Origin of the sequence: Flavobacterium piscinae, assembly GCF_004122145.1 — a bacterium.
Classification (GTDB): Bacteria; Bacteroidota; Bacteroidia; order Flavobacteriales; family Flavobacteriaceae; genus Flavobacterium; species Flavobacterium piscinae.
Window position 1 is genome coordinate 63,936 of sequence record NZ_SBKQ01000005.1, and the last position, 13,693, is coordinate 77,628.

14 protein-coding genes are annotated in these 13,693 nt (G+C 36.1%); 4 read left to right on the plus strand and 10 right to left on the minus strand.

What is annotated here, in order from left to right; translation table 11 throughout:
• Positions 1-5: 5 nt before the first annotated feature.
• Genes menA through EQG68_RS05815 form a run of 4 tightly spaced genes read right to left on the minus strand, consistent with a single transcriptional unit; the run spans position 6 to position 3,989 of the window.
• On the minus strand, positions 6-947 hold the full coding sequence (gene menA / locus EQG68_RS05800) for a 1,4-dihydroxy-2-naphthoate octaprenyltransferase (protein WP_129463849.1): 942 nt from the start codon (positions 945-947) through the stop codon (positions 6-8).
• 44 nt (positions 948-991) lie between these two features.
• Complete coding sequence (locus EQG68_RS05805) at positions 992-2,491, minus strand: PH domain-containing protein (protein ID WP_129463850.1); 1,500 nt, start codon at positions 2,489-2,491, stop codon at positions 992-994.
• A 4-nt stretch (positions 2,492-2,495) separates the two neighbouring features.
• Positions 2,496-3,128, minus strand: a complete 633-nt coding sequence (locus EQG68_RS05810; RefSeq protein ID WP_164975394.1) for a PH domain-containing protein — start codon at positions 3,126-3,128, stop codon at positions 2,496-2,498.
• Positions 3,129-3,149: 21 nt separating this feature from the next.
• Entirely contained in the window at positions 3,150-3,989 is an 840-nt protein-coding gene (locus tag EQG68_RS05815) for a 1,4-dihydroxy-2-naphthoyl-CoA synthase (protein WP_129463852.1), read from the minus strand.
• Positions 3,990-4,185: 196 nt separating this feature from the next.
• Here EQG68_RS05815 and EQG68_RS05820 point away from each other — a divergent pair, with 196 nt between their 5' ends.
• The 4 genes from EQG68_RS05820 (at position 4,186) to EQG68_RS05835 (ending at position 7,522) form a co-directional block, all read left to right on the plus strand.
• Positions 4,186-4,704 (plus strand): hypothetical protein, encoded by a 519-nt coding sequence (locus tag EQG68_RS05820; RefSeq protein WP_129463853.1) that lies wholly within the window; start codon positions 4,186-4,188, stop codon positions 4,702-4,704.
• A 1-nt stretch (position 4,705) separates the two neighbouring features.
• Positions 4,706-5,815: a C1 family peptidase gene (locus EQG68_RS05825; RefSeq protein ID WP_129463854.1), complete on the plus strand. Its 1,110-nt coding sequence runs from the start codon at positions 4,706-4,708 to the stop codon at positions 5,813-5,815.
• A 30-nt stretch (positions 5,816-5,845) separates the two neighbouring features.
• On the plus strand, positions 5,846-6,253 hold the full coding sequence (locus tag EQG68_RS05830; RefSeq protein ID WP_164975395.1) for a PH domain-containing protein: 408 nt from the start codon (positions 5,846-5,848) through the stop codon (positions 6,251-6,253).
• 63 nt (positions 6,254-6,316) lie between these two features.
• Complete coding sequence (locus tag EQG68_RS05835; RefSeq protein ID WP_129463856.1) at positions 6,317-7,522, plus strand: serine hydrolase domain-containing protein; 1,206 nt, start codon at positions 6,317-6,319, stop codon at positions 7,520-7,522.
• A gap of 173 nt (positions 7,523-7,695) precedes the next feature.
• On the opposite strand, the gene EQG68_RS05840 is transcribed toward EQG68_RS05835, so the two are convergent.
• From EQG68_RS05840 to EQG68_RS05860, 6 genes are all read right to left on the minus strand, one after another.
• Entirely contained in the window at positions 7,696-8,529 is an 834-nt protein-coding gene (locus EQG68_RS05840; RefSeq protein ID WP_129463857.1) for a CvfB family protein, read from the minus strand.
• Between the two features lie 301 nt (positions 8,530-8,830).
• Entirely contained in the window at positions 8,831-10,003 is a 1,173-nt protein-coding gene (locus EQG68_RS05845) for a DUF1501 domain-containing protein (RefSeq protein ID WP_129463858.1), read from the minus strand.
• 2 nt (positions 10,004-10,005) lie between these two features.
• Positions 10,006-11,385: a DUF1800 family protein gene (locus tag EQG68_RS05850; protein WP_129463859.1), complete on the minus strand. Its 1,380-nt coding sequence runs from the start codon at positions 11,383-11,385 to the stop codon at positions 10,006-10,008.
• 552 nt (positions 11,386-11,937) lie between these two features.
• On the minus strand, positions 11,938-12,093 hold the full coding sequence (locus EQG68_RS15020; protein WP_164975396.1) for a hypothetical protein: 156 nt from the start codon (positions 12,091-12,093) through the stop codon (positions 11,938-11,940).
• Between the two features lie 115 nt (positions 12,094-12,208).
• Positions 12,209-12,625 (minus strand): HipA N-terminal domain-containing protein, encoded by a 417-nt coding sequence (locus tag EQG68_RS05855; protein ID WP_129463860.1) that lies wholly within the window; start codon positions 12,623-12,625, stop codon positions 12,209-12,211.
• 2 nt (positions 12,626-12,627) lie between these two features.
• Positions 12,628-13,632, minus strand: coding sequence for a HipA domain-containing protein (locus EQG68_RS05860; RefSeq protein ID WP_129463861.1), 1,005 nt, complete (start codon positions 13,630-13,632; stop codon positions 12,628-12,630).
• Between the last annotated feature and the right edge of the window lie 61 nt (positions 13,633-13,693).

The following is a 13,693-nucleotide window of genomic DNA, read 5'->3' on the forward strand; positions in this document are numbered from 1 at the left end:
TTTAATTAAACAATAATATCTGAGATAAAATAAATCAAACACAACGAAAGCAGTAAAGAAACCATAAAAGTACTAATGGCCAATCGTTTTAACTCCGGGTCTAAATCTGCCGGATTTTGTGTTCTGCTAACTCGAAGTAAATGACTTATTATAGGGAGAAAAACAATGAGATAAATGTACTGATCAATGGCAAACTGTTGCAAAATACCAAATACTAATAACAAAATCATTGCTGTAATCAGCAAAAAATAATGGTATTGCTTAGCTTTTTCTCCGCCTATTTTTACAACAATCGTGTTTTTTCCGGCTTTTTTATCCGAAACTTCATCTCGCATGTTATTCAAATTTAAAACACCTACACTCAAAAATCCGATGGCGATGGCGGGTAGCAATAAATACCAATCGATTACTTTTGAAAACATAAAATAAGAACCATAAGTACTCACTAATCCAAAGAAAACAAAAACAAAAACATCTCCATATCCTTTGTAACCATAAGCACTTTTGCCAACCGTGTAACGTATGGCAGAAGCAATAGCAATAATTCCTAACAGTAAAAAGAAAATGGAATAATAGAGGTATTCTAAACCAAAAGCTGTGTAAATTAATAAAACGGCCGACAAAAAGGTTAAAAAAGCGGTAATCACAATCGCTCGTTTCATCGCAGCAGGTGAAATCACACCACTTTGCAACGCTCGTTTCGGACCAATACGGTCGTTGTTATCGGTTCCTTTTATACCATCACCATAATCATTAGCAAAATTAGATAACACTTGCAAACCAATGGTGGTTAACATCAACAAACCGAAAATCTTCCAACTGAATACTTGTGTTGGCGTGAGCACACTTTCTGTTGGTTTAGATAATGCGTAAAAACTTCCCACTAAAATTCCGGATACCGAAAGAGGGAGTGTTCTAACCCGAGCAGCTTCAATCCAATGCTTCATTATTCTTTAAATTTATTATACAAAAGTAAGCTAATTTTAACAATTTACATCCAATTTCGATTGCTTCGTTCAACTTCATACAACCAATAATTGATCCAGGGTTTTAAAGCGGAATAATTAGCAAATTTAAACGACAAATCACCGGCAGCCGTATGAAAAGTCAAATGCACCACATCGGAACGTTTATGCCAAAAATATTGCTTCGTGGTAATCCCTTGTATTTTAAATGGTTCTATCAACTGATGTTGTACATCCCATGCATTTCCTTTCAATGTGATAAAATCAAGGCTGAGTAATAGACGGTAATTCCTAAATTTAAAAAAAACAATAACACCAACCAACATGACGTAACCAATCATAATTGGAAAATAATCCTGAATTGCTTCAAACACAAACAAACCCAGAACCGTAAACAAAGTACACGGAAGAACAATTCCCAGTACAATTGCTTTAATGAGATAGCGATAGTTGGGCGTCAGAATTTCTTTATTGATTGGGAGTTTATCTAATATCATTTGCACTATTGCTTCCTTTTCTGAAGAACTACAACCGGGCACTTCAATGTCGTTGTTGTTTTTACCTTCTGATTCTGCTTCATCGGTGGAAGAAGCTTGTTTCAGTCGCAAATCAAATAAATTAAGTTTTCGCTGAAAAAAATTCTGACTAAACGCAGTGATTTGAACTTTGGATGGTTTTAGTAAGGTATTTTTTTTAGCAAATAATCCATGTGTTATCGCTAAGGCTTTGCGTTGTATAACCATTTGATAATCAAAATATTTCACTACCGTTCGGACAAGATTTATGAAAAGTACCAAAACCAAAACCCCCATCAAAAAAAACGATAACGAAAAATAACTCAACCCTTGATCTACTAAGCCATTGACTTCCTCCTCATTTACCTCAAAGGAATTCACAACATCTTGAAAACCACCGTAAAGCGTTCCGATAAAACCGATCAACAAGGCAATACTTCGCCCGTAATTGGAAGTAACACCTACTTTTAACAACGTTAGAAAGCTAATTTTTAAAAAGGGTTTTTCCGATTCCGAACTCGTCTCATGGGCAGAAGTTTGTGCTGCATTAGTTTCATAAGAAAGCAATTTGTTTTTTAAATGTAATGCAACCGCATTGTCAACCGCTCGAATGCTTGCTTCTTTTTTATTGCTGCCGGCGGTATCAATATCGACACTGAAAACACCCACCAGTTTTTGTACAACGGACTGATTGATGTTAACTTGCTGAATTTTATCCAATTGAATCGTGATGTTGTTCTTAGTGATTACCCCTTTTTGAATCACAAATTCCTGCTTTTCTTCATTCAAAAAGAAAGTAAAATTCATGTATTTTAAATACGCAACTACCCCAATTAACAGCAGTAAAAGGAAGAAACCAAAAATTAAAAAATACATTTTACTCCAATCGAACTTATAGATTATCAGTAAAATCGGTGCCCATAATCCGCGAATGATGCCTTGCAACGTATCGGCAAACATAATGGCAATTCCTTTGATAGATTGCCGTTGGGGTTGACTAAAATCGTACATACGGCTAGGGTTGAATTTCGTTTTCGGAATCAGAAGGGTTTTCCTCTATCATATGAATTGCTGCTTGTATCTCCTCTTTCACTCCTTCTGAAACAATTGATTCTTCAATTACCGAAGAAACATTTTCCAATACCGTAATTTTGTTAAGTAAAAACGATTTTATGCGTTCCGCCTCTTCTTTTGGTAAACCCGGAATATGTAAATCACTACTGCTTCCTCCGGCGGTATACACTTGTAATTCGGTCAATTGATACATGCGTGAAAAAACTCCTTCGTGTAAAGCCACGTGTTGAATTCGGTTAAAAGGTATCACAGTCGTAGTGGTTGATAAAATCCCTTTTCGGAACAAAATATCTTTTTCCCGGAGAGCGTATCCTTTTTTTCTGAAACTTACTGTTGAAAGCCAAAATTGAAGAGCAATTGTTCCTACCAAAAGAGCTATCCAAATAATCACGTTTTCACGAACAAAATCATTAAAAAGGATAAAAAAAGTGAGTCCTACAGCCAATACCACCGAAAAAATAGCATTGCTGAGGTATACCACATTTAAATAATTTTTGTTTAAGGGTTGAAACGAAACGGATTCAACTTTTGGCAACGCATCAAATGAAACCGTTGAATTTGTAAATTCTTCCAAAGTGATAGTGTTAGTTGATGATTAAGGAATCCATTTTTTCTCAAAGTTAGGCTTTCTTTTTTCCAAAAAGGCGTTTCTGCCCTCTTTTGCCTCTTCCGTCATATAAGCTAACCGAGTGGCTTCGCCGGCAAATACTTGTTGCCCCACCATACCGTCATCCGTCAAGTTCATTGCAAACTTGAGCATTTTGATAGACGTTGGTGATTTTGCTAAAATCTCCTGTGCCCACTCATAGGCTGTTGTCTCCAATTCATCATGCGGAATCACGGCATTCACCATGCCCATTTCAAACGCCTCTTGGGCAGAATAATTTCTTCCCAAAAAGAAAATTTCACGTGCCTTTTTTTGTCCTACCATTTTGGCTAGATATGCAGAACCGTATCCTCCGTCAAAACTTGTTACATCAGCATCGGTTTGTTTGAAAATAGCGTGTTCTTTGCTGGCCAACGTTAAGTCGCATACCACATGCAAACTGTGTCCACCACCCACTGCCCATCCGGGAACCACGGCAATTACAGCTTTCGGCATAAAACGAATCAATCGTTGTACTTCTAAAATATTTAATCGGTGCATACCATCTTCACCAACATAGCCTTGATGTCCTCTTGCTCGTTGATCACCTCCACTACAAAAGGAATACACGCCGTCTTTGGGTGATGGTCCTTCTGCAGAAAGTAACACTACCCCAATGGAGGTATCTTCCTGAGCATCGTAAAAAGCCTGATACAATTCGGCTGTTGTTTTGGGGCGGAATGCGTTACGAACCTCCGGTCTGTTAAAGGCAATTCGGGCTACGCCATTGCACTTCTTATAAGTTATATCTTCAAAATCTTTTGCGATTTTCCAATTTATTTTTGACATATTCTCCTATTTTTAGCGTAAAAATAGTACTTTTAAATTTTGAATTAAAGAAATTTGTCTCTGAAATATTAGTATTATACTTTAATTAACTTAGTATTAAAAGTTTATCACTACCCCAAATTCATAAAAGTGTTTATATTTGAAGAAATTAATTGAATAATAAAAAAACTATTAACCCATACACCTCTTAATATTTATGAAAAACATTTTTATTTCCCTGATTGCGTTCTTTGTTTATTTAACTGTTTCAGGTCAAACTGAGAACCCATCTGTTTTTGTGATGAATCTCTCTGAAGAAGCAATGGAAAGCAAAACCTCTCTTAAAAAAGATGAAATAACCATTGATAAAAAAAATTATTTAACCGAGGAAAACGGTTTAGTCATTTTGGCTTATGAAAGTATTTATCCATTGGAATACATCCAAACCTTAGAAAAAGAAAAACTAACAAACCTTTTAAAAGAAGTAAATCAAGAAGGTTTTGAAAAGTTAAATGCGTTAATGGGTACTTTCCCCGAAAAACCGGTTGAAAAAAGCATCAAATTCAAAAACGCTTCCGAAACTATTCAAACTACTGCCACCGTTAACGGTATGAATTTTGAATCTACCACACTTCGCAGTCAGAATAATTTTTTACAAATTATATTTATTGGCGACATAAAATCGAAAGAAGCAAAGGACTTTATGGCTCAATTAGAAATTATTGTGGTTGAATAAGATGAAAAGAATTTGTTTATTTATTGGCTTAATCTGTACTTTGAACGGAGTATCTCAGTCCTATTCGTTTCAAACTATAAAGGAAATTCCGTGTACACCAATTATCTCGCAGGGGATAACCGTAACATGTTGGTCCTTTTCTACTACTTCTTTTTTAGAAGCAGAAATTACAAGGCTTACCGGTAAAAGCATCGATTTATCCGAAATGTATACTGTTCGAAATACCTATCCTAAAAAAGCAGAAAACTACGTCATGAGGCAAGGAAAAGCTCAATTTAGCGAAGGTGGGTTAGCTCATGATGTTATCAATAGCATTAAAGAATACGGTTTGGTTCCAAATACGGCATACACCGGATTAAACGGCATGGAGGAAAAACATAACCATGCCGAAATGCAAGCACTTTTAAGCGGCATGTTAAACGTATTTATAGATAACCCGGGAAAAAAGTTATCCCCTAAATGGAAAGCATCCATACAAGCCGTTTTAGATGTATACTTAGGTAAAAACCCAACCGATTTTATGTATGAAGGAAAAAAATATACCCCCGTATCTTTTTTAGCCTACACCACGATTAATCCCGACAGCTATGTATCTTTAACTTCATTCACTCATCAACCGTATTACAAATCTTTTATTCTCAACATTCCCGATAACTTTTCAAACGGAAGTTTCTATAATTTACCGTTGGAAGAATTGGTTCAAAACATTGATAACGCCTTAGACAAAGGTTTTACATTATCCTTGGATTGCGATGTAAGTGAACCTTATTTTTCCGGAAAATATGGTATTGCCGTCGTTCCTGCTGATGAAGCCGATAACAAAACCATTCTTACCGAAATAAAACCGGAAAAAACCATTACGCCTGAATACCGTCAGCAGGAATTTGAAAACCTTACAACCCAAGACGATCACTTAATGCATATAGTTGGTAAAGTAAAAGACCAAAAAGGAAACAGCTATTATAAGGTCAAAAATTCATGGGGGACTGAAAACTTGGGTAATGAAGGGTATGTTTATATGAGTGTTGCCTACCTTAAATTAAAATCCATTTCCGTATTAGTGCATCAAGATGCTTTATTGACCACTACAAAAAAAAGATTGCAATTGTAATAAATGGTTACTTTTAAATCGTCCATTTCAATGTTTACCGGTATAGTGCTGGTTGTCATGGCAACATTTATGTTTTGCTTGGGAACTTTTGCATGGTGGCAAAATAAAGAACAGTTAGCTGTTTTAATCGGAAGTTTTGTTATGTATGCGTTAGGCGGAATTTTTGTATGGATGCTGGTAGACACAAAATATACTTTTACGACCAACTGCCTTTTTTATTCCAATGGACCCATCAGAGGTAAAATTGCTATAGATACCATTCGGAAAATCAAACACCAAAAAGGATGGATCAATGAAAGTTTTCTAAAACCCGCATTGGGGATGAATGGATTGTATATTTACTACAATAAGTTTGACGACATCTATATTTCTCCGGAAGACAAAGAGGCTTTTGTTAATTACCTGTTGAAAATTAATCCTAAAATTGAAATAATTTAGAAAATTTTAAGTTTAAAAAGTTTAGTTTTGTTTTTTCCAATAAACTGAACACCCTTTTAACACATGTCTAAACATACAATTGCTGTAGCAATTTTTGTGATATTCCTTTCTTTTTCTTGTCAGAAAAAAGAAGAATCCCCTCTATTGGCACATTATGTTCCTGAAAAAGAAATCAAACCAATTGATTCTTCACTCATCACCCTACCGTTTTCAATGGAATTACATCCTGTATCAGAGGAGTATAAATTAGAAAAATCCAAAATAATTGGTGAATACTACAATACAAAAATCGGACTATCCGATTTTAGCGGAGCCCTCTTGGTAACCAAAAACGGTAAAATCATTTTTGAAGACTATCAAGGCTATGCCAATTATGCTACCAAAACACCGGTATCAAAAACAACGGCTTTACATTTGGCATCAGTAAGCAAAGTAATGACTGCCACTTTAGTTTTAAGATTAGTGCAAGAGAATAAAATCGATTTGAATGAGAAGGTACAAACTTACCTCCCGGATTTTCCTTATCAAAACACTACAGTCAAAACACTTTTGAACCACCGCAGTGGACTACCGCATTATTCACGCTTCAGTGAAAGTGTAAAAAAATGGAACGCTCGCAAAACCTTAACCAATGCAGATGTATTGGACTATTTAAAGCGGTACAAATTTGCTTTACTCGCAAAAAACGATACCAAATTCAATTATTGCAACACCAATTACGTAATATTAGCTCTTGTCATTGAAAAAGTCACAGGGAAAACCTATGCCGAAGCCATGCAAGAACAAATTTTTACCCCGCTGGGCATGAAGGACACATTTGTATTTGATTTTATCAACCAAAAAAACGAGGTAAGTCAATCGTATAAATCCAATTATGTCAATCATGGTTGGGATCAGTTTGACGCTTTATACGGAGATAAAAATATTTATTCTACTCCACGCGATTTGGTTAAGTTTGACTTAGCTACCTATTCCTCTGAATTTCTGCGTAAAGATTTATGGGAAGAAGCCCTCAAAGGTTATAGTTACGAGAAAAAGGGAATAAAAAATTACGGATTAGGGATTCGCCTTCGCGAATGGGAAACCGGACAAACATTGCATTACCACAACGGCTGGTGGCATGGTAATACCTCTTCCTATACTACTTTGAAAAACGACACGATTGCCATTATTGCCTTGTCTAACAAATACACTCGCAAAACCTACCAAGCCATGAAGTTGGCAGCTCTTTTTGGCGACTATCCGTTTGAGCTGAACGAGAAGGAATAGTTGATGTACAGTTGTCTGTTGACTGTTGTTCGTTATCGGATTTCGCGAAATTTTTAAACAGTGGAAGTTAGCTTTTATTGAGATTTCTTTGTGTTCTGTGAGAAAAAAAATTAAAATTTCTAACAATGACGCAAACCTGAAACCTGAAACCTGAAACTTGAAACCTCTCAACCCTACTTCACCAAATAAACCCCATCTTCTTTAATCTCAATCAACTTCTGGCGGTATAATGTCCCAATCGCTTTTTTAAACGCTTTTTTACTCATTTTTAGCACCGTTTTAATTTCTTCCGGGTGGCTGTTATCTGTCAAACGAAGGAAACCACGGCTGGCTTTGAGTTCGTCCAAAACAAATTGAGCATTTTCTTCAATACTTTCTACTCCTACTTTGGTAAACGTGACATCAATCTTACCATCGGGTCTTATTAACTTAATGTACCCTTTGGTTTTGTCTCCCGGTCGTATTTTATCTATATATACTTCATTTTTATACACCAATCCTTTATGAGTACCGTTGATGATGACGTTTATACCCATATCTGTCACGTGGGAAATAATCAAATGTACTTCTTCTCCAATTTGAAACGAAGCGGTTTCCAGGTTCAAAAACTGATTTAATTTGCTGGAAGCCACCAATCGATTGGTTTTCTTATCCAAATACAAATGAACCAAATAGCGTTTGCCTTGTTCCATTTCTCGAGCTTGCTCTTTAAAGGGTACAAAGAGGTCTTTTTCCAATCCCCAATCTAAAAAAGCTCCAAATTTATTGGTGTAATTCACCCGTAAAAAGGCAAAATCGTCCAATGTAATATAGGGTTTTAAGGTGGTAGCCACCGGACGTTCTTCGTGGTCAAGATACACAAAAACTGTAAGCTCATCGCCTATTTCAAAGGTTTTGGGTACATATTTTAGGGGTAAGAGTACATCATCAGTGCCGTTGGTAAGGAATAATCCCACTTGCGTGCTTCTGTCGATTTTAAGGGTATGGTAAACGCCGAGGGTGAGCATGGACTTTTTTTGGCAAAGGTATGAATTTAATGTGGCTATTCAGCAATGTGGCAATGAGCCAATTTGGTAAGGTGTCAATTTGCGAATTTGCGGTGAGCCTAAAATATTTTTTAATGGAACGCGGATTCCCGAAGTCTCGGGAGGGATGGAGAAGATGAACACGGATTTTTTTTATGGATTTGCTTCGCAAAGGGGGATGGAAACAGATGCGTTTGGGCTATCTTTTCCACTTATTTCAACTACCCCCATCACCGGCTGTTTCATATCGACAGGGAGAGACATCTCAACCAATTAAAAAAAATCAAAACAATCCTCCCAACGGTGCATTCTTAATTCCGATAGCAGAGGCGTCAAAGTTAAACTTGTTTTGCAGTAAGGCGGCATACACACTTCTAAAATCAATCTCGTGTACTAAATCACCTTTGTCTAACGTAGCTAAATTCGGGTTATTCCCAATGATTTTGCCTTTGTTTTTCCCTCCGATAACCAGCATCGGACCGGCAGTACCGTGGTCTGTACCGGTGCCATTTTCTTTGACTCTACGGCCAAATTCTGAAAACACTACCACGGTTACACGTGGCAATAGATTGTGCTTCTTCATGTCTTTATAAAACGAATAAACCGCATCGTTCAGTATGGTCAATTGTTTTTGATGAACGTTGGTTTGATTTTTATGGGTATCAAATCCGTTCAAAGCGGTGTAATACACTTTTGAAGACAAATTGCCTTTGATTAATTTGCCTATCCATTGTAGATTTTTAGCGAGTTCGTTATTGCTGTAGGTTTCCTCCACTGCCTTGCCATTTTTTAAGGCTTTTTGAATTTCTTCCATTCCCTCTAACGAAGCAAATTGCAACTTTCGCACAAAGTCCAATTGTGGATTATCCGACAACGTAAGCTCCCGTTCCTCTAAGCCATAGTTCTTGATTTTATTAAAATCTTTTACGGTTACACTATGCATCAACGTCGACTTCAAAGCCAAATTATCAATGCTGTCCACATTAAGAGCCGCCACGGTCTCGTCTTTGCATTGAATATCCAAAAACCGGCCTAACCATCCGTTGTCTAAATATTGATGACTATCCGATGCGGTTTGCCAAATTTCGATGCTTCGAAAATGCGACCGATTGGGTTCCGGATAGCCCACATTTTGAATAACACTCAGGTTTCCTTCCTGTGAAATGGTAGCCAAATCCTTTAACGCCGGGTGAAAACCCATCCCGTTAATGGCATTGATAATCTGCTGTTTCCCAATACCAATCGTTGGACGGTTGTCATAATACAACGGGTCATCAAACGGGATAAACGTATTCAAACCATCATTTCCGCCATTGAGCTGAATAAACACCACCACTTCATCTGTTAGCAAATTGGTATCGGCTGTCCATAGCGATTGTGCCGATAAAAAATTAGGCAACAGCAATAGCCCTCCTGTTCCGGTAGCCGTTAATTGGATAAACTTTCTTCTTTCCATGATCAAATGAGTTGAAATTCCGGTGATTGGGCTAAGTAATGATACACTTTCAAAATGTTTTTAGAAGCATTTTCTGCTTTTACATCAAAATCATATTTCAGTAGTTGGTGCAATTCTACCCACATTTCCTCATTGGTGGCAAACACCATTCGTTGGGTGAGTTCCTCTAAAATTGTTTGAGCACTTGCACCGTTGGAAAGGGCTACTTGTGGCTCAAACGAAATCGTTCCTACATCAAACTTTTCTAACCGTTTGCTGAGTCGATTGGCGTAGTGTTGATTCCCATAAATAATAAAATCAATAAATTGATTTCTATCCGCATAAATTTGAGCGGTGAGCCAATCTTTTCCGCCTTTCCAACCTTTTACATTGGGTTGGTCAAACAAGTCCATACCTTGGTTTTTCAACCAAAACACCATGAGTTTATAGTTTGGTTTAAGCTGTAAATCATTGTACACTTGAAGGAGATACACTAACGGATTTTTCAATTGTGTGCCGCCCTTGTCGGATGTGCATTCCGTTTCAAAAAGGTATTGAAAAAAGGGTTTTAATTCAAAACCGTGTTGGGTTAAATAATCACCATAGTGTTTCACTTTCTCGGGTTGGGGTTGGTCTTCAAAAAACCATTTTAACACTTTTTCCGAGAGAAAATAAGCCGTATTAGGTTGTTCAAAAATCAAATCAATCACCTCATCAATGGTAAAATTCCCTGATTTTCCCCAAAGGGTTTTGGTGGAATCATCTTTTAAAAACGGACGGTACACCCCTTTCGTTTCTCCAAAACTCAAACCGGCCAAAGCCAAGGCGGTGTTTTTAATATCCGCTTCCGAATAGTTGCCCTCCCCTAACGTAAACAGTTCCAATAATTCACGGGCTAAGTTTTCGTTGCTCTTCCCTTTTTTGTTTTGTTGGTTATCCAAATACATGATCATGGCATTGGAATACACCATTTCTTTCACCAAAGTTTTATAATTCCCCAGGGCATGGTCGTGAATGGTTTTGTAATACGTATAACTCCAATAAGGCACTTTCACCCCTTTGAGCGTGGTGACAAAATGGTTTTGAAAGTACAAATTGATTTTTTCCCGCAAAGGAGTTTTGGTTTCAAAGCATCGTTGCAACACAAACGCTTTCCATTCGAATCCTTTTTTGATGATGTCTTTAGCTAATTTCTCGCTGTTAGGTTCTGCCGCCACTTGTTTCCGAAGGGCTTGTAAATCCCTAAAAGTTTTAGGCGAATCCTTTAAAAAAACCGGTTCGGCAATCGTATCAGTGGTAGCTAATTGCATGGCAATAAACTTAGAAAGTCCCAATTGCTTGACTTGTTGAGCTTGTTGCGTAGAAAACCCCAGTCGAAGGGATACTAAATGATGCTTTTCCATGGGTGCGGATTTGAAGGTTAGACTGTTGTTTTGGGGAAAGGTTTAATTTGGCAATGAGCGAATGGGTCAATGAGCGGATTAGCGAATGGGTCGGATTGGTTTATTGAACTATTTTCTTTTTTTAACCGCAAAGAACGCGAAGAAGGCACTAAGGACACAAAGATGCTTTGCTTGTTTTTTTTAGCATTACGAAATGAAGAGGAATTTAGGTTTTAAATCTGTGCATCAGTGGCGGACAAAAAGTACTTATTAATGGAACACGAATTACCGGAGTCTAGGGAAGATTTGAATGGGTCATCCTTTTCTTCTGTATCAACATCTCTCCTTCACGGCTGTGTCATTCCGACGAAGGAAGAATCACCACTATCTTTGTCATTCCGACGCAGGAGGAATCTCATTACACATAAAGTAGTAACAATCAATAAAAAAGTACTAAACAAAAACAATCAACGCGATAAAAAGATTAAATCAAAATGAATAAAGAAGAACCTAATAATTCTTTACTGTAAACGTAAAGTGTACATTGAATAATCAAAGAAGTCAAAAATAAAATTACAGTTTTGCTTTTGCTAAAATTTTAGACGCAACATGGGCTTGCTTGGAAAAATCTACAGTAGATTTTTTTGCAGTATTACCACAAATTCTATCTTCAAAAGATTTTGCAGCTTCACTTTTAAGAACCGGTATAAATTTAATTGCAATGGTCATAGTAATATAGTCGTGTTTGGTTAGGCAAAAATAGTAAATATTCTATATTTACATGATCTACGGCAACTTCTTCTATTTATGTATGGTGGCAAAAAAAAAGATGCTTTTCAGCACCTTATTTTGTTTCTAATTTGAATGGATTATTGACAGAATATTCACCAAACAATTCTAACAATTTAGCTGTGTTGGTTCGTTCTGATGGATGTTTTTCAATGTATTCTTTAATCTTTGGTTGTTTGAAAGATGGAATACGGTTGGAGAAAAACGGCCATAATTCTTTAGTTTTATAAGTATTACTAACTATTGGAAATTCTAACAACGGTTGTAATTCACTTTGATTTTTAAACCAATCTGAATACTCAAAAAGCCATTCATCCTTATCGAAAGTCAAATTACCAATAATTGTATTTTGGTACTTTAATGAAAATCGGTGGGTTGTTTCTTTATGTTCTACAACGCAATTATCCTTAAGTAAACCTTTAGATTTCTTATTTTTATTATTATTGAATATACTTAAAATAGTAGTAATCATAATTATTTATTTAATATTTCAGCTATTTTTTTAAACCTTAAGTCCAATATATATTGGATCACTTCTCTTCTTTCTTTAATGAACAAGCGTTCAAATTCAGAGTTCAATTTTACGATTGCCTCATCAAGAAATGTACGGTTCGTCCAAACACGTTTGTGTTCATTGTTAAAATATTCATTTTCTTTAAGAAATTCAATTAATTCGAAATGATTGCATTTACTGTTATTCGGTACACTAATCTTTGGTACCGATTTCAGAACGTAATTTTCTAACCTTTTATTATTTGAATGGCTTAATTCTTTGTGCAAAGATATAACTTTTTTATCAGAATCATTCCATAATAACCCTCTGGCGGTATCATATACCGGAGAAAAGTAGGGTTTGTGTTCATTTTTAATATGTGAAATAACGCCCCAATTATAGTAATGACGGTCATTATTACCGGTTAACGCATCAAATAAAAGCATATGAAAGAAACTGTTAAATAGTGCTGAATGCTCGTCTGGAAATATTTTTTTTATGGCATTTAAAACATCAACAATGTTTATTTCTTTCTTTAACACCTTATTTTTATCAAGTTCATCTATCCATTCATTATTATCCTCGTTAATATATCGTGATAAAATATTCGCTCCATGATTTAACGTTTGCTCTTCGTTATGAAAATGTTCACTCAAATACCTAACATAATCTTCCGCTATGATTACCTTTGAATTAGCAATATTTATGCCAAAACACTTACCTACAACTGTCAAATAATGCTCTGTAATGCTTTCATTTGGATACCATTTATGGCCTATTTTAGCAATATATTTTTTCCAGGTTTGAGGTTTACATTTTCTACCTTCTCCATAAGTGTATAAACGTATTAAATCTTTTGGAGCATCACCACCAACAGTACCATCTAATATAACAATAGAGTGGCTTTTTATAACATCTAAATGTTTTGCAGTCAAGGTAAGACCTGACCTTTTCTCTATCTTATATTTAATGAGCTTGATTGACATTAATGTTAATTATACGTAAATTGATAATTTGTTGTTACAAATAAACTGTTAATCTTGTTAC